Genomic DNA, 16351 nt, shown 5'->3' on the forward strand with positions numbered 1-16351 from the left:
GGAAGCATTATGAAAAAAGATACGACATCTATGATAAAGCGTGCGGAGCGTTTTCAGATAATACTTATTGGAGAAGGTATACTTGTCGGAGGAATCGCAGGTCTTGTCGTTCTCCTGTACCGTATGTGCCTGGAAGGCGCAGGCAAAGGGCTGGACGTCATGCTTGCATACGCCAGCCAGTCTCCGCTGCGTATGGCCGGCTGGTTTCTCATACTCATGCTGATGGCAGTCCTTACGGCAAAGCTCTTGACATATGAACCGATGATATCGGGGAGCGGCATCCCTCAATTGGAGGGAGAGATGGTGGGCAAGCTGGAACAGAGATGGTGGAGGGTACTGCCTGCGAAATTTGCGGGCGGTTTCTTATGTATGCTGGGAGGGCTGGCGCTTGGGAGGGAAGGCCCGTCCATCCAGATAGGAGCCATGGCGGGAAAAGGCGTATCGAAGGGGCTGGACCGGGGCAAGACGGAAGAGAAGTTCTTGCTGACCTGCGGCGCGAGTGCAGGGCTGGCAGCGGCATTCCACGCACCTCTTGCCGGGGTCATGTTTTCTCTGGAAGAGGTGCACAAGAACTTTTCCGTATCAGTCCTCCTGTCGGTCATGACAGCATCCCTCACTGCAGATTTCCTGAGTTCGAGCGTACTTGGAGTTGACTCCGTATTCCAGTTCGATATCGTGCACGCGCTGCCACAGGAGTATTATGGCCTCATTCTGCTGCTCGGTGCCGTGCTCGGCGTCATGGGAGCATTCTACAACTGGTTTACGTTGAAAGTGCAGGCGCTTTATGGCAAAGCAAAGCACCTCAATACGACAGGAAAAGTGATGGTTCCGTTTCTCTGTGCAGGAATACTCGGCTTTACCGCGCCGGAGCTGCTGGGGAGCGGTCATTCTCTTATCGAATATCTGACCCACGAAGATGTCATGCTCGGGGCGCTTCTTCTCATCCTCGCCGGAAGGTTTATCTTCTCGGCAGTCAGCTTCGGTTCAGGCGCTCCGGGAGGGATCTTCTTTCCGCTGCTCGTATTGGGCGGCTATATCGGGGGAGCATTTGCGACGGCAGGCGTACAGTTCTTTGGACTGGAGCCGATGTATATCAATAATTTCGTGCTGCTTGCGATGGCCGGCTACTTTGCCGCTATCGTGCGAGCCCCCCTGACAGGAATCATATTGATTTTTGAGATGACAGGATCATTGAGCCAGATGATGTCGCTTTCCATGGTCTCGATTGTAGCCTATATCACAGCCACTTTACTTCGGTCAAAACCTATCTATGAAAGTCTGCTTGAGAACCTCCTCAGAAGGCAGGGGGAGAAGGTGCCTGCAGATAAAGGACATAAGATACTCGTGAACTATGTGGTAAGACAGGGATCCAGGCTGGAGGATGCTCTGATCAGCGAAATCAGCTGGCCGGAGAACTGTCTGCTTGTCTCAATACAGAGAGGGACGCAGGAGATTATTCCAAAGGGAAGGACAATGCTTCTTACAGGCGACACGATTGTGACAATGACCGATGAAAGAGACAGGGCCGTCGTCCATGACAAGATGGAACGGCTGTGCAGCGATATGTTTTGAACAAAAGGATGGAAATTATTAGAGTTTGATTTGTAACGATAAAAGCGTTACAATATAAGAAATAAGGAGGTGTTATCATGGAAAAAACAGCAACATTGAACTTAAGAGTAAATCCAATTGTCAAGGAACGTGCAGAGAAAGTATTGTCTCAGTTAGGCGTTCCTATGTCAACAGCGATTGATATGTACTTGAATCAGATTTCATTAACAGGAGGGATTCCATTTTCTGTTTCTTTACCAAAAGCACCAGTATCAATCCATGCGGATGTTATGGCAACGGAAGAAATCCACCAGAAACTGGAAAAAGGATATCATGATATAGCGGCAGGAAGAGTACAAAACGCAGCGGAGGCATTTGCAAAATTCAGGGAGAACCATTGATATGAAACGATATACGGTTGAGATTACAAATTAAGCGTTGGCTGATATGGAGCAGTTATACAATCATATTGCTTATGTACTTCAGGCACCGGAAAACGCAATGAATCAATATAACCGGATTGCGGATGTCATTTTGACACTGGATACGCTGGCCGAGCGAAACCATATTATGGAATCAGAACCGGAACGACGTAGAGAGATGAGAAGGTTGCTAGTGGATAATTATTCTGTCTTTTACGTCATAAGGGGAGATAAAGTGATTGTAACAGATGTATTGTATAATGCATCAGATATTGAGAGCCAATTAAGAAAATAATTCATTATTTCTTGCAAAACGGCAATACTTATGGTAGTATAATTAACAATTTAGTAATGAAAAGCGATGATAGAGACTCTGTTCTCTGGAACTTGACAGAAATGCGGCGTCACCGGCTGAGAGCGCTGCTTGAGGAATGAGGACAATAGGGAACGCTCTGGAGCAGACCGCCTGAACCTAAGTAGGACGGTACGTGGGCACGCGTTATGTGCAGTTGAGTGGAATCCTGCCGTGTGACAAAGGCGTCGGACGGAGAAGGGCTCAATGCGGGTGGTACCGCGGATTGATTATATCCGCCCCGGAATATATTGCATATTCCGGGGCGTTTTTTTCGTCCCGCAGACAGACAAGAAGGAGGTATTGCATATGGAATTTTTAACAGGTATGAAACAGAAGGATACGCTGGAACTGAGCAGTCTTCTCAGGGCTTGCGCGGGGGAGTTCGTAAAAGCAAATGGCGCGGTTCATACGATAAGGAAGATGGGTACGGTAGCTTTCGTCATTCTCAGGAAAAGAGAAGGGCTTCTGCAGGGCGTATATGAAGAGGGGACGGCACAATTTGACTTGAAGGACTTGAAGGAAGCAGATACAATTGAGATAGAAGGAATACTGGAGAGAAATGGCAAAGCGCCAGGAGGTATAGAGATCAAGATGACAGGCCTCAGGGTGCTGAGCCGGTCCGCGCAAGAGATGATGCCCCTTGCCATATCAAAATGGAAGCTGGATACTTCTCTGGAAGCGAAGCTCAACTACCGTTCCATATCTTTAAGGAATATCAGGGAGCGGGCGAAGTTCCGCCTCCAGGAAGGGCTTACAAGGGCGTTCAGGGATTTTCTGTACGGCCAGGGGTTTACGGAGATTCATACGCCGAAGATTGGCGCAAAAAGCGCAGAAGGGGGCGCCAACCTTTTCCGCCTGGAATATTTCCACAGGCCGGCGGTTCTCCAGCAGAGCCCGCAGCTCTATAAGCAGATGATGGTCGGAGTGTTTGACCGGGTGTTTGAGACAGCTCCTGTGTTCCGTGCTGAAAAGCACAATACGAAGCGCCATCTCAACGAATACACGAGCCTTGACTTTGAGATGGGATATATCGATGGTTTTGAAGATATCATGGCTATGGAGACAGGGTATCTCCAGTATGCAATGGCTCTGCTCGCGGAAGCATATGCTGCGGAGCTAGAGCTGCTGGATATCAGGCTTCCGGATGCTGCAAAGATTCCGGCAGTCCGATTTGATGTGATCAAGGAAAAGACGGCGGAAAAATACGGCCACAAGATAAAGAACCTGTACGACCTGGAACCGGAGGAAGAACAGCTTATCGGACGGTACGCGAGGGAAGAATGGGGCAGTGATTTTGTGTTCGTCACACACTACCCATCGAGGAAAAGGCCGTTCTATGCCATGGACGATCCAGAGGATCCAAGATATACGTTGAGCTTCGATCTGCTGTTTGGCGGTATGGAGATAACGACGGGCGGACAGCGTATCCATGATTACAGGATGCTGAAGGATAAGCTTGCATCCAGAGGAATGACGGAAGACGGGCTGGAGCAGTATCTCGGTACGTTCAGACATGGCATGCCGCCTCATGGAGGTATAGGAATCGGCCTTGAACGTTTTACGATGATGCTTACAGGAGAAGACAATGTGAGGGAAACGACTCTGTTTCCTAGAGATTTGAGCAGGCTGGAACCATAGGAACAAGTCTGAGAGGTGAAGGAGGACCATATGTTTGGAAGAAAATGTACATTATGTGGGGGCAAGCTGGACAGCAGGGGAATATGTGAAGAATGTGGACTGGACAGCAGCAAGTCGGAAAAGAGATATAAAATCAATCAGAGCAGCTGTGACGGGGAACCGTTGACCCATGTCCACAGAGCGGACTATCACGTCCCGGAACAGAAAGAACAGAAGCAGAAAAAAGAGCAGAATACGAGGGACAGACAGGGGCCGGAAAAGGGACAGCCGGAGTACAGGTATCACGATGATACTGCGCAGAGGAGAATGAGCAAAAGAGAATGGGAGAAAGACCGGAAGAAGTCTGTGGCGGGAAGAGTTGTAGCAGTCATCACCATCGTACTGACCGTAGCCGGCATCGTAGTATCTGTGATAGAAGATCATGGCCCGGAAATCAGCAGCTGGGTGGATACTGAATTCGGGGAAGGTGAGGGCGCCGCCGTGTCAGAAGAGTATCAATATGATCCCTATGAGTATGTGGAAACATCGATTCCAAAGACAGGGGAATCTGCAGAGTATGTACTTTCAACCGGACATTATATCGTGGGTACCCATATACCGGAAGGTAATTATGCCGCTGAGACGCAAGATACTTTTGACACCGTGCAGGTGCATGACAATGTAAATGGGATATATCTGTTTGAGTATGAGGACAAAGAGGAGAATTGTCTGGATGACCTTCGTATGTATCAGGGCGCAATTGTAACAGTTGGATGCGAGGATACGGTGACGTTAAAGACGGACAATGGGCAGACCGGACTTATGGAGCAGGGAATTCCGAATCCCCTTACCGAGACCGTTGCGATTGGCTCCGGGGAGGAAAAGACGGCAGGGATAGATTTTGAACCGGGAATCTATGACATTGTAGCTTCGGGTGAGATTGGTATAGTAGATATTACTGTCTATGATGAAGTGGGGGAAAAGATAAAGACTTTCAGCGTATATCTTGGTGAGGATAGCGGTAATGGCAAGGAGTACAAATATATGGTGCTTCCGGAGAAGACGACAATTGCCTGCAATGATGGAGTGGCACTGTCCCTTACGCCGGCTGAGACGATAGCATCCGAAGATTATCTCGGGTTTTACGAGAACTTATATTAAAGGAGGAGCATATGGCAGACAGAATATCGGATGAGACAATCGAATATATAGGAATTCTCTCCAAGCTGGAACTCGATGGCTCGGAGAAGGAAGCTGCAAAAGCAGATATGGAAAAGATGATTGCATATATTGACAGGCTGAATGAACTGGACACGGAAGGGATTGAACCGATGCCCCATGTATTTCCCATCTATAATGCGTTCCGGAGCGACGAAGTGGAGAACGGTGACGAAAGCGTTCGTACGCTTGCCAATGCTCCTGTTCAGAAGGAAGGCAGCTTTGTAGTACCGAAAACGATAGGATAGGAGGCATAAATCATGATGGACATCATGGATATGACAGCGGTTGAACTGGGAAAGAAGATAAAGGCACGGGAACTGTCGGCGGTCGAGGCGGTCGAAGCAGCACTTGCGAGGATCGAAGAAAAAGAGCGGGAGATACACAGCTTTCTGTCCATAGACGGAGAAGGCGCCCTGAAGCGTGCAGGAGAAGTACAGAAGCGGATAGAGGACGGCACGCTCACAGAACCTCTTGCAGGGGTTCCGGCAGGTATCAAAGATAATATATGCACGCGTGGGATGAAGACGACATGCGCATCAAAGATACTGGAACACTATATTCCGTCCTATACGGCGGAAGCGGTGCAGAAGCTGGAAAAAAGCGGGGCTGTCGTAATAGGGAAGACGAATATGGATGAGTTTGCGATGGGAAGTACGACAGAGACTTCGTACTTTGGAGTGACACGCAATCCATGGAATCTGGACCATGTACCAGGCGGGTCCTCCGGCGGCTCCTGCGCGGCGGTAGCTGCAGGAGAATGTAGCTTTGCCCTTGGATCTGACACTGGCGGCTCTATCCGCCAGCCCAGTTCTTACTGCGGCGTGACAGGAATCAAGCCGACCTACGGGACCGTCTCACGTTATGGCCTGATTGCCTATGGCTCATCGCTGGACCAGATTGGTCCGGTGGCCAAGGATGTGACAGACTGTGCGGCTATCCTTGATGCCATCGCGGGATATGACAGAAAGGACAGCACCTCTGTGGCAAGAGGCAGTTATGATTTTACCGGTGCCTTGATTGATGATGTCAAGGATATGAAGATAGGCATACCGAGAGATTACTTTGGCAGCGGCCTGGGCCCAGAGGTGAAGGATGCGATAATGAGGGCGGTAAAGGTACTGGAAGAGAAGGGGGCGTATGTGGAGGAATTTGACCTGGGACTGGTAGACTATGCAATTCCGGCATATTATGTCATCGCTTCGGCGGAAGCGAGTTCAAACCTTTCTCGTTTTGACGGCGTGAAGTACGGATACCGGGCAGAAGATTATGACGGCCTTCACGGCATGTACAAGAAGACACGTACGGAAGGATTCGGGGCGGAGGTAAAGCGCAGGATTATGCTCGGTTCTTTCGTCCTCAGTTCCGGATATTATGATGCATATTATCTCAAGGCTTTGAAGGTGAAGGCGTTAATCAAGCAGGCTTTTGACAGGGCATTTGAGCGGTATGATCTCATCCTGGGCCCGGTGGCACCTGCTACTGCCCCAAAGCTTTCAAGCAGCCTGGACAATCCCATGAACATGTATCTTGGCGATATCTATACGATATCCGTAAACCTTGCAGGGCTTCCAGGCATGAGCGTGCCTGCCGGCTATGACAGCAGGGGGCTGCCGATAGGTATGCAGCTTATCGGGGGATGCTACAAAGAGAAAGACATCCTCCGTGCTGCATATGCGTTTGAATGTGCGACAGATAAAATGTATGTAAAGACTGCGCCGCCTGACAGGGGGACTGCAGATGAGGGAGAGGAGGGAAGATAGAGATGGCAAAACAGTACGAGACGGTTATCGGGCTGGAAGTGCATGTAGAACTTGCGACAAAGACGAAAATCTTCTGTTCCTGCAGCACGGCATTTGGTGGTGCGCCTAATTCACATACGTGTCCGGTCTGCACGGGGATGCCGGGGGCACTTCCGGTTTTAAATAAACAGGTGGTCGAGTATGCCGTGGCTATCGGTCTGGCGATAAACTGTACGATTGCCCGGGAAAGCAAGTTTGACAGAAAGAATTACTTCTACCCGGATAATCCGCAGAACTACCAGATATCTCAGCTTTATCTCCCCATCGCGAGGGACGGCTATGTGGAGATAGAGACGGGTGGAAGGAGAAAGAAAATACGGATTCATGAGATGCACATGGAAGAGGATGCAGGGAAGCTGGTGCACGATGAATGGGACGACACGTCCCTTGTCGACTACAACAGAAGCGGTGTGCCTCTCGTTGAGATTGTATCTGAGCCTGATATGCGCTCCGCAGAAGAAGTCATCGCCTATCTGGAGACGCTGCGGACAATCATACAGTATCTCGGAGCTTCGGACTGCAAACTTCAGGAAGGCTCGATGCGCGCGGATGTGAATCTGTCAGTGCGGGAGGCCGGAACGGATAAGTTTGGAACGAGGACAGAGATGAAAAACCTGAATTCGTTCAAAGCAATCACAAGGGCAATTGAAGCAGAACGTCTGCGCCAGATAGAATTGCTGGAAGAAGGAAAGCTGGTCATTCAGGAGACGCGGCGCTGGGATGATAACAAAGAAACGTCCCGCGCCATGCGTTCAAAGGAAGATGCCAGGGATTACCGGTATTTTCCAGATCCTGACCTCGTGCCGGTTGTGATTGATGACGTATGGCTGGAAAGGATCAAGGCAGACCAGCCGGAATTCAGAAGTGAGAAGCTTGCGCGTTATAAAGAGGAGTTCGATATCCCGATGTCTGATGCTGAAATCATTACATCGTCCAAACGGATGGCAGATATATTTGAGGAGACGGCCGGCCTGTGCGGCAATCCGAAGAAGGCCGCCAACTGGCTCATGGTTGAGACGATGCGTCTGCTGAAAGAGCATGACATGGAACCGGAGGACATCGCATTTTCCCCTGCCGGCCTGGCGAAGCTTATCGGTCTGGCCGATGCGGGAATAATCAACAGTTCGGTTGCTAAGGATGTGTTTGAAAAGGTATTTACAGAAGATATCGACCCGGAACAGTATGTCGAAGAGAGAGGCCTGAGGACAGTCAGCGATGAGGATGCACTACGCCGGGTTATTGCCAAAGTTATAGAGGATACCCCCCATGCGGTTTCTGACTACAGGGGCGGGAAGGAAAAAGCACTTGGCGCGCTGATAGGCCGTACGATGAAGGCGATGGAAGGGAAAGCGGATCCCGCCCTCGTTGGCAAGATACTGAAAGATATGCTGTAAGGCGTAGAATCAACCAAGGAAGGTATGTACGAATGATGACAAGAAAAGAGATGAAAAAAGCGGCAAAAAGAAACTTAAAGAGACATTATATTCTGCTGGTTGCAGTATGCCTCATTGCCGCTTTTCTCAATTCCGAGTTTTCCGGTTCCCTTAACTCGCTGGAGGTAAATGTACAGGAATCCTCCGTCGGCAGCCCGGCGGATACAGGCAAAGTTGCCGGGCAGCAGGCGGGGGCGATGGATGTAGCCAGGAATCTGCTGGAAGGACGGGAAAAGGAAGGAAAGGAACTATCCAGGAATATTGAAAAGCAGCAGATCGAGCAGTCGAAAAGGGAGAGCCCTGTACTTGGAAGAAGCAGGGGAGTGCTGGCCCAGGCGGTGAATGCTGTCACGTCCGGATCGGTGTTTGTGACAGTCATCGCTGCCGTCAATTCCATGGTCAAGTCCCATGAGATTACGCTGTTTATCTTATAATATTAGGAATGCTTTTCCTCATGGCGTTCTGGTTTTTTGTGAAAAATATGTATATTGTCATATCCAGACGTATCTTCATGGAAGGACGCTGCTACGACGCAGTACCGATTCAGCGTTTTCTCTTCCTGCTGCGGCTGAAGAAATGGACGAGGACGGCGTGGATCATGTTTGTGGAATTCATGTATAAGTTTTTCTGGATGCTTACAATCGTAGGAGGCATCGTAAAGACATTTTCTTATTTTCTTGTTCCTTATATCGTGGCAGAGAATCCAGATATGACCGCACGGGAAGCTATCACTCTGTCAAGGAGGATGATGAAAGGTCATAAATGGGAATGTTTTTTGTTCCATCTGTCCTTTGCCGGCTGGTATATCCTTGGCATATTGACATTTGGGCTCACTTCCGTGTTCTATTCCAATCCGTATGAGATTGCTTCGTTTACGGAGTATTATATCCAGCTCCGCAGACTTGCCAAAGAGAAGGGAATTACGGGAGCAGATATGCTCTGTGACACCTATCTTTTTGAGAAGGCGGGAGAAGTTGAGATACGGGCGGCTTATGCAGACGCGATAGCTGTTCTCGAAAAACCGGCAGAAGAGATGAAGGAACTGAGCGGGATCCGCAGATTTTTTGCGGAATATCTTGGAATCCTTTTCTTTCCGAGCGAAGAAGAACGGGCATATGAGGAAGACCAGGCCGAACGTATCAGGATATATACTCTACGGGGAGCTGTGGAACGGAAATGTTATCCGGGGCGTCTGTCACCGGTACCGGAAGTCGATAAGCGCCAAAAAGTAGAGACGATACACTACATGCGCCATTATTCTGTCTGGTCCCTGGTCATGATGTTCTTTGTGTTTTCCTTCATCGGATGGCTCTGGGAAGTGAGCCTTCACCTTGTCGAGGACGGGACGTTTGTCAACCGGGGCGTGCTGCATGGGCCATGGCTTCCTATCTACGGGAGCGGCGGGGTGCTCATTCTCATACTGCTCAAGAAGCTAAGAGCCAGGCCGGTGGCAGAATTTACAGGAATCGTTATTCTGTGTGGAATGGTGGAATATTTTACTTCCTATTATCTTGAACTGACACATAACGGCCAGAAGTGGTGGGATTACAGCGGATACTTTCTGAACCTTCACGGAAGAATATGTGCGGAAGGGCTGCTCGTATTTGGTGTGGGGGGCATGGTATTTGCATATGTGCTGGCGCCCCTGCTCGACAATCTGATTCGAAGGATACGGATGAAGCTGCTCATACCGGTCTGTCTGCTGCTCCTCTGTGTGTATGCGGCGGATACCGTATATTCTTCGGGACATCCGAACACCGGAAAGGGCATTACGGACTATGAGAGCAGAGAGAGGATTCCTATACACAGAGATATCTCTGTAACATAAAACATAAGACAGCAATCCATAGTACAGGGGTGGAATGAAAACGTTCAGTTTTTATTCCACCCCTAAATAATACCTGTTAAAATGATACCGCTTTGAATTGGCTATGTGCTGGCGCATGATATTTTCCGCCTTATTTTCATTTAAAGATTCGATTGCATCGTAGAGCTGCTGATGTTCCCTGATTGATCTGGTGGCGACGGCGCGGTCAGCTTTGACGAACGCCCGGCTGCTTAACTCGACCAATGTGTTGACCGTATTCTTGAGTCTGTTGTTTCTGGAGGCAGATATGATGCATTGGTGAAATTTCATATCATAGACCATTGCTTTTGGTATATCTTCTCTGTCAAAATTTTCAATACATTTTTCCATCAGATAATGAAGTTCCGACAATGTACTTTCTGAGGCGCGCATGGTACAGAGCTTTGCAGCCATACCTTCAAGTGCCTCTCTCATCTCGTAAATCTGGAGCAGGTCCTCCAGCCCCATGTCTGCAATAAAGAATCCTTTGTCTTTTTGGAATGTGACAAATCCCTCGCTTCTGAGACGCTGCAGGGCTTCCCGCACCGGGGTGCGGCTTAAATCATATTTGCCGCAGAGCATATGCTCGGTTAAAACTGTATCAGAAGTCAGTTCATTATTGATGATTGCATCTTTTATGCTGAGATAGGCATATTCTTTTTTGGATAATTTCCCGCTAGAGAGTTCCAAATTCTAATTCCCCCTTTATACTATCTGTCTAAAGAATATCACATAAATATATATTGTGCAATAATTAAATACTTAATGTATACAATAATTTGATATTTAAGAAGAAAAATATACAATATAAGAATTCATATATTGTGAAAATATTACAATAATCAAATGAGTAGATAAAAACAACAATGCAATGTATTGACAAAATGAAAATGCAAAAGTATACTTATTGCATACATATTAAATACAATAATAAAATAAGAAGATACGAAATGTATACAATTGAGAGGAGGGAGATATATGAAAACAGGACGGCAATTCTGCCTAAGCGTGGCCAGCGCTGTCAGACCGGGAGAAAAAGAGCCGGTATTGCTGACGGAAGATTTCGTGGAGAACATCAAGGAGGCGGCAGCGATGGGATATGAAGGTATTGAAATCCACGTACAGGACCCTGAAGCTGTAGATATCGAACAGATACGGCTTGCGTGCCAAGAGAATCATATTGACATATCGGGCATTGCTACCGGCCTCGCTTATGCAAATGAGGGCCTGTGTCTTATCCACGAGGATGAGAGGATTAGAAAGAAAGCGGTCGAACGCCTGAAGAGGTTCGTCGACATGGCCGCGTGTCTCAGGACTGTGCTTCTCATCGGAAGGCTGAAAGGGGATATCCCTCATATGGAGAATTATACATATTATGAGCAGATGCTGGCCGGAGGGCTTTCGGAGGCTGCACGGTACGCGTCCTCCAAAGGAGTCTGTATCATGCTGGAGGCAATCAACCGTTATGAGAGCAATTATATGAACCGGGCGGGTGAGATAGCAGACTTTATCAGGCGGTATCAGATCCCTTCGGTAAAAGTGCTCATGGATGTCTTCCACATGAATATCGAGGAAGTGTCTGTCACAGAGAGCATCCGTGAGAACTTTGCAGCGCTTGGCTACTTTCATATCGCAGACAGCAACAGGATGTATCCGGGGGCAGGTCATGCTCCTCTGGAGGAAGTCCTCAGGGCGCTTCTGGAACTAGGATATTGTGGTTATGTGAGTCTTGAATGTATGAGAATTCCGGACGGCAGGACTGCCGCCCTGGAAGGGATAAAGTATGTAACTGATAAGATACAAGCATTAAATTAAGGAGGACGTATCATGGAGAAAACACGGATGCAGCAGACTGCTGAGACGGGAATGACGGATGTGTGGAACGATTCCTGTTCCCTGTCGGAGCTTGAATATGCCATTGCCAATGGAGCGGTGGGGGCTACGACCAATCCGGTCATCGTACTGAATGTGCTGAAAAAGGAAATGAATCTCTGGGAAGAACGAATCTGTCAGATGGTGGAGGAGATGCAGGAGGCGACAGAGGACGATATTGCGTGGAAACTGATTGAGGAGATGGGCCTGAGAGGAGCAGAAAAGCTGATGCTCGTTTTTGAGCGGGAAAAGGGCATGAAGGGACGCCTGTCCATGCAGACGAATGCCAAGTACTACCGCAGCTGCGACAGCATCGTCAGACAGGCAGTACACTTTGCGGGTCTGGCACCGAATATCCAGGTAAAGATACCGGTCACAAAGGCGGGAATTCAGGCGATTGAAGAAGCAACCTACAGAGGGGTCAATATAAACGCCACCGTTAGCTTTACGGTTCCACAGGCAATCGCCGTGGCTGAGGCAGTGGAGCGCGGTCTTAGAAGGCGGGAGACGGAAGGGATGGATACGAAGCAGATGACGCCGGTGTGTACGATTATGGTCGGACGTACCGATGACTGGATCAAAGAGGCGGGGAAGGAAGCAGGTTTCCTCATTGATCCCGAGTGCTATGAGTGGGCCGGGGTCGCCGTGGCGAAGAAGGCTTACCGGCTGTACCGGGAAAGAAAGTACCGCACGCGGCTACTGTTCGGAGCTCTGCGGAATCATTACCACTGGAGCGAACTTACAGGCGGTGATGTGGTACTGACCATTCCCCACGGCTGGCAGGTGAGAATCAATGAAAGTGATATCGAAGTGAAAGAGCGTATGGAGGATCCTGTGAATGAAAGGTACATAAAGACGCTGCTGGAGAAGATTCCGGACTTTGGCAAGGCATATGACGAAGACGGGATGGGCATTGATGAGTTCGACGGCTACGGCGCCACGAAGAAGACGCTGCGTTCTTTCCTGGAAGGCTATGCAGAGCTTGTCAGCGTCATCCGTGGATTCATGATAAAAAAATAAAATTCAAGAAAGAAGGGAAATTATGATGCAGGAGACAAAATGGTACACCGTCAAAGAGACAACTTCTATCGTATTCGAGGATACGAAAGTAGGAAGAATGAAAAAGGAACTATGGGAAGCAAGTGAGGAAGAGATTGACGCGATTCTGGAAGAATATGAGATTCCGTCACCGTCAGAGCTTGGCAAGCCAGGCTGCTATATCCAGACGACGCCAAGGTGCCAGCAGGTGGAGAAGCGCAGGAAGAATGACATCGTGCTCGTCCCTATCGGTTCGACTGAGAATCACGGGATGCATCTCAACACAGGACTTGATACGTTCAATGCCAGTCAGATTATCGAGGGAGTCAGAAGATACACTGCAAAAAAAGGGTGTGAAGTGAATCTGGCGTTCAGCCCGTTGAACTACGGCGGCCATCCGTACCATCACATCGGTATGCCGGGAACAGTCATCATGCCGGACGATGTCGTAAAAGAAAGTATCGTCGCAATGATGGCCGGACTCTGGAACGACGGCTACCGCAAGATTATTCTTGTCAACAACCACGGGCAGACATGGAATCTGGAGGGTGCAATCCAGGAATTCTGCAAGCGGTACCAGCTTCCAGGCATATACCAGCTCGTGGAATGGCACAGGGCAGTGAGGGAATTCTTTATTCCGGTACATAAAAAGGACAGTATGGAGACACATTTTGTCCATGCTGACGAGGCGGAGACTTCCTGTGGGCTGCTGATGTTCAAAGATATGATTGATATGAATGCGGTAAAAGATGCATGGGGAGAGCCGATGCTTCCGGATGGATGGATTGACAAGTCGTGCGATACGCTGCGGCGCGGAGCGACTTGGGCCCAGAGCCAGGGGCATAACGCTATCGAGTGGAAAGCGACTCCGGGCGGAGTAATCGGAACTCCTTCCATCTCTACCCCGGAGAAGGGTAAGCGTCCGATTGCGGCAATCTTAAGATATCTCACCTTGTTGTGTGAAGAGATTATCGAAGCCTACCCGGCAGGGACGGTGCCGCCGGCAGAAAAGGTGACGATGCGTTCCAAAGAAGAGCTGGCACCGTGTCTGAGGGAACCAGGAAGCGAAGGATGGCAGCCCATTGATGCACTGAAGCGGACAGGCTTTTACGAGCATCTATAGACATTGAAGGATGAGGGTGGAATATGGATGGCAGAGTGGATAGATTGGAAAATATAGCGTTACAAGTGGAAGATACGGTGGCGACCGTTACGCTGAACCGTCCGGATGCATTAAATGCGCTGGACAGTGGTACACTCCGTGAGCTGGAGCAGGTATTTGCGTACATCCGGGACGATAAGGACATACACGGTGTCATTGTCACCGGTTCAGGCAAAGCGTTCGCAGCAGGAGCAGATATCGCGCAGATGCAGGATTACAAAACCTTTGAAGGCAGGTCATATGCGGGGCGAGCCCAGGATGTATTTGGCCGGATCGAGAGTCTGGAAAAGCCTGTCATCGCCGCCGTGAACGGCTATGCCCTCGGCGGCGGATGCGAGCTTGCATTAAGCTGTGATATCCGTATCGCCTCCGAAAAAGCTGTCTTTGGACAGCCGGAGGCGGCTCTTGGGGTGATACCGTGCTTTGGAGGTACCCAGAGGCTGACCCGCCTCATAGGCCAGGGAAAGGCCAAGGAGCTTATATTTACAGGTAGAAAAGCAGGAGCCTTGGAGGCGCTGGAGATAGGACTAGTCAATAAAGTCGTGCCACCTGAGCGGCTCATGGAAGAGGCCGTGGACATGATGCGTATCATAACGGCGAACGCCCCCATAGCCGTTCGCCTTGCAAAGACGGCGATAAACTATGGAATGGACGTGGACTTAAGGAGCGGTCTGGAACTGGAGAAGAATCTGGCGGCCATTACATTCGGTACAGAAGACAAGCAGGAAGGGATGAATGCCTTTCTTGGGAAGCGGGACGCAAGCTTTGCAGGCTGTTAGAGATGGAAAGAGGAGAAGGAGATATGAAGGAACCGTTAGAAGGCGTAAAGGTCATAGACCTTACCTATTTTGTCGCAGGTCCGGGAACAGCCAGGATACTTGCCGACTGGGGCGCGGACGTCATTAAAGTAGAGCCGGCATTTGGAGATCCGGGCAGACATACAGGAGCCGGGATGACCTGTCCGGACAGTGATTGGAACAACCCATTCTACACGACTTACAATGCCGGCAAGCGGGGACTGTCAGTCAATCTGAAGACACCGGAAGGTAAAGAGATTATGGGAAGGCTGCTACAGACAGCCCAGGTGCTTGTCACAAGCTACCGGACCCAGGCGCTCAAAAGACTTGGACTTGACTACGAATCGCTGCGGGAAAGCTGCCCTCATCTCATATGGGCTCAGGTGAATGGATTTGGAGACCATGGGCCGGCAAAGGATAATCCGGGATTTGACACGGTCGCTTACTGGGCCAGAAGCGGCGCCATGATGGATATCGCAGAGAAGGACACGAATCCGATCAACCCGCCCATCGCATTCGGAGACAGCGTGACGAGCTGCAGCCTTGCAGGCGGCATCTGCGCTGCCCTGTACAGACAGCAGAAGACCGGCTTGGGAGGAAAGGTGGAAGTATCGCTGTTCGGCCAGGCCATATGGAATGTAGGGGCGCTCATCGCTTCCACACAGCATGAAGATGTATATCCGAAGTCGAGAAAGGAAGCTATCTCGCCGGTAATCAATTCGTATCAGTGTAAGGACGGCAGGTGGATCTTCTTGAGCATCCTGGAGCACGAGAGGTATTTTGGCACTTTGTGCACGGAAGTGCTCGGGTGTGAAGATCTGGCGGAAGACGAAAGATTTGCCAGGACGCTGGAAGCGAAGAGACATGCTGCCGAGCTGATTCAGATTCTGGACAGGGAATTCGCCCGTTACACGCAGGACGAGATTGTGGAAAGGCTGACGAAAGCGGACATCGCGCATGAGAGGATCCAGCACGTGAAGGATGTGCTGGAAGATGAGCAGGCGTTTGCCAATCAATATCTTATCAGCCGGGAGAACCGGGACAAAAGCCGCAGCCTGTATGCGTCCACACCGGTTCACTTTGATGAGGCAGACATACGTACGCAGTGCGACGCCCCTCTGATAGGGCAGGATTCAAGAGAGATACTGGGAGAACTTGGATATAAAAGGGAAGAGATCGAGGCATGGATAGGGCAGGGGATTGTCGCTGCACCTGTATGACCGGGCACAGGAGGAGAT

Annotated in this window: 16 protein-coding genes; 15 read left to right on the plus strand and 1 reads right to left on the minus strand. The window is 49.7% G+C overall.

Annotation, left to right across the window (positions count from 1 at the left end):
• Positions 1–9: 9 nt before the first annotated feature.
• The 10 genes from HMPREF0980_RS11165 (at position 10) to HMPREF0980_RS11205 (ending at position 10226) form a co-directional block, all read left to right on the plus strand.
• Positions 10–1572: a ClC family H(+)/Cl(-) exchange transporter gene (locus HMPREF0980_RS11165; protein WP_049729115.1), complete on the plus strand. Its 1563-nt coding sequence runs from the start codon at positions 10–12 to the stop codon at positions 1570–1572.
• A 77-nt stretch (positions 1573–1649) separates the two neighbouring features.
• The gene (locus HMPREF0980_RS11170) at positions 1650–1952 is read left to right on the plus strand and encodes a type II toxin-antitoxin system RelB/DinJ family antitoxin (RefSeq protein WP_049729116.1); all 303 of its coding nucleotides are present in this window, start codon (positions 1650–1652) and stop codon (positions 1950–1952) included.
• 46 nt (positions 1953–1998) lie between these two features.
• A complete protein-coding gene (locus HMPREF0980_RS11175; RefSeq protein ID WP_242847385.1) occupies positions 1999–2268 on the plus strand; it encodes a type II toxin-antitoxin system RelE/ParE family toxin in 270 nt (89 codons plus the stop codon).
• 366 nt (positions 2269–2634) lie between these two features.
• Complete coding sequence (aspS, locus tag HMPREF0980_RS11180) at positions 2635–3966, plus strand: aspartate--tRNA(Asn) ligase (RefSeq protein ID WP_049729208.1); 1332 nt, start codon at positions 2635–2637, stop codon at positions 3964–3966.
• Positions 3967–3996: 30 nt separating this feature from the next.
• Positions 3997–5106, plus strand: coding sequence for a hypothetical protein (locus HMPREF0980_RS11185; protein WP_049729117.1), 1110 nt, complete (start codon positions 3997–3999; stop codon positions 5104–5106).
• 11 nt (positions 5107–5117) lie between these two features.
• Positions 5118–5411 carry an Asp-tRNA(Asn)/Glu-tRNA(Gln) amidotransferase subunit GatC gene (gene gatC, locus HMPREF0980_RS11190; protein ID WP_049729118.1) on the plus strand — a complete coding sequence of 98 codons (294 nt, stop codon included), beginning with the start codon at positions 5118–5120 and terminating at the stop codon, positions 5409–5411.
• Positions 5412–5426: 15 nt separating this feature from the next.
• On the plus strand, positions 5427–6926 hold the full coding sequence (gatA, locus tag HMPREF0980_RS11195) for an Asp-tRNA(Asn)/Glu-tRNA(Gln) amidotransferase subunit GatA (protein WP_049729209.1): 1500 nt from the start codon (positions 5427–5429) through the stop codon (positions 6924–6926).
• Positions 6927–6928: 2 nt separating this feature from the next.
• Entirely contained in the window at positions 6929–8359 is a 1431-nt protein-coding gene (gatB, locus tag HMPREF0980_RS11200; protein WP_049729119.1) for an Asp-tRNA(Asn)/Glu-tRNA(Gln) amidotransferase subunit GatB, read from the plus strand.
• A 32-nt stretch (positions 8360–8391) separates the two neighbouring features.
• Entirely contained in the window at positions 8392–8832 is a 441-nt protein-coding gene (locus HMPREF0980_RS19485) for a hypothetical protein (RefSeq protein WP_242847386.1), read from the plus strand.
• A 20-nt stretch (positions 8833–8852) separates the two neighbouring features.
• Positions 8853–10226, plus strand: coding sequence for a DUF975 family protein (locus HMPREF0980_RS11205; protein ID WP_242847387.1), 1374 nt, complete (start codon positions 8853–8855; stop codon positions 10224–10226).
• Between the two features lie 51 nt (positions 10227–10277).
• Here HMPREF0980_RS11205 and HMPREF0980_RS11210 read toward each other — a convergent pair whose 3' ends face one another.
• Entirely contained in the window at positions 10278–10934 is a 657-nt protein-coding gene (locus tag HMPREF0980_RS11210) for a GntR family transcriptional regulator (RefSeq protein WP_049729120.1), read from the minus strand.
• A gap of 288 nt (positions 10935–11222) precedes the next feature.
• On the opposite strand from HMPREF0980_RS11210, the gene HMPREF0980_RS11215 reads away from it, so the two are divergent.
• The 5 genes from HMPREF0980_RS11215 to HMPREF0980_RS11235 are packed head-to-tail and all read left to right on the plus strand — an operon-like array spanning position 11223 to position 16333.
• On the plus strand, positions 11223–12059 hold the full coding sequence (locus HMPREF0980_RS11215; RefSeq protein WP_049729121.1) for a sugar phosphate isomerase/epimerase family protein: 837 nt from the start codon (positions 11223–11225) through the stop codon (positions 12057–12059).
• A 12-nt stretch (positions 12060–12071) separates the two neighbouring features.
• Complete coding sequence (locus tag HMPREF0980_RS11220; protein ID WP_049729122.1) at positions 12072–13136, plus strand: transaldolase family protein; 1065 nt, start codon at positions 12072–12074, stop codon at positions 13134–13136.
• Between the two features lie 22 nt (positions 13137–13158).
• Positions 13159–14277: a 3-dehydro-scyllo-inosose hydrolase gene (iolN, locus tag HMPREF0980_RS11225; RefSeq protein WP_049729123.1), complete on the plus strand. Its 1119-nt coding sequence runs from the start codon at positions 13159–13161 to the stop codon at positions 14275–14277.
• 23 nt (positions 14278–14300) lie between these two features.
• On the plus strand, positions 14301–15095 hold the full coding sequence (locus tag HMPREF0980_RS11230; protein ID WP_049729124.1) for an enoyl-CoA hydratase-related protein: 795 nt from the start codon (positions 14301–14303) through the stop codon (positions 15093–15095).
• 23 nt (positions 15096–15118) lie between these two features.
• The gene (locus HMPREF0980_RS11235) at positions 15119–16333 is read left to right on the plus strand and encodes a CaiB/BaiF CoA transferase family protein (RefSeq protein WP_049729210.1); all 1215 of its coding nucleotides are present in this window, start codon (positions 15119–15121) and stop codon (positions 16331–16333) included.
• Positions 16334–16351 lie beyond the last annotated feature (18 nt).

Origin of the sequence: Dorea sp. D27 (assembly GCF_001185345.1) — a bacterium.
Taxonomy (GTDB): domain Bacteria; phylum Bacillota; class Clostridia; order Lachnospirales; family Lachnospiraceae; genus Extibacter.

Coding starts and splice junctions, on each gene's coding strand:
- gatB (WP_049729119.1), top strand. CDS start 6,929: ATGGCAAAACAGTACGAGACGGTTATCGGGCTGGAAGTGCATGTAGAA.
- HMPREF0980_RS11205 (WP_242847387.1), top strand. CDS start 8,853: ATGGCGTTCTGGTTTTTTGTGAAAAATATGTATATTGTCATATCCAGA.
- gatA (WP_049729209.1), top strand. CDS start 5,427: ATGGACATCATGGATATGACAGCGGTTGAACTGGGAAAGAAGATAAAG.
- HMPREF0980_RS11235 (WP_049729210.1), top strand. CDS start 15,119: ATGAAGGAACCGTTAGAAGGCGTAAAGGTCATAGACCTTACCTATTTT.
- HMPREF0980_RS11220 (WP_049729122.1), top strand. CDS start 12,072: ATGGAGAAAACACGGATGCAGCAGACTGCTGAGACGGGAATGACGGAT.
- aspS (WP_049729208.1), top strand. CDS start 2,635: ATGGAATTTTTAACAGGTATGAAACAGAAGGATACGCTGGAACTGAGC.
- HMPREF0980_RS11175 (WP_242847385.1), top strand. CDS start 1,999: ATGGAGCAGTTATACAATCATATTGCTTATGTACTTCAGGCACCGGAA.
- HMPREF0980_RS11215 (WP_049729121.1), top strand. CDS start 11,223: ATGAAAACAGGACGGCAATTCTGCCTAAGCGTGGCCAGCGCTGTCAGA.
- iolN (WP_049729123.1), top strand. CDS start 13,159: ATGATGCAGGAGACAAAATGGTACACCGTCAAAGAGACAACTTCTATC.
- HMPREF0980_RS11165 (WP_049729115.1), top strand. CDS start 10: ATGAAAAAAGATACGACATCTATGATAAAGCGTGCGGAGCGTTTTCAG.
- gatC (WP_049729118.1), top strand. CDS start 5,118: ATGGCAGACAGAATATCGGATGAGACAATCGAATATATAGGAATTCTC.
- HMPREF0980_RS11230 (WP_049729124.1), top strand. CDS start 14,301: ATGGATGGCAGAGTGGATAGATTGGAAAATATAGCGTTACAAGTGGAA.
- HMPREF0980_RS11185 (WP_049729117.1), top strand. CDS start 3,997: ATGTTTGGAAGAAAATGTACATTATGTGGGGGCAAGCTGGACAGCAGG.
- HMPREF0980_RS19485 (WP_242847386.1), top strand. CDS start 8,392: ATGATGACAAGAAAAGAGATGAAAAAAGCGGCAAAAAGAAACTTAAAG.
- HMPREF0980_RS11170 (WP_049729116.1), top strand. CDS start 1,650: ATGGAAAAAACAGCAACATTGAACTTAAGAGTAAATCCAATTGTCAAG.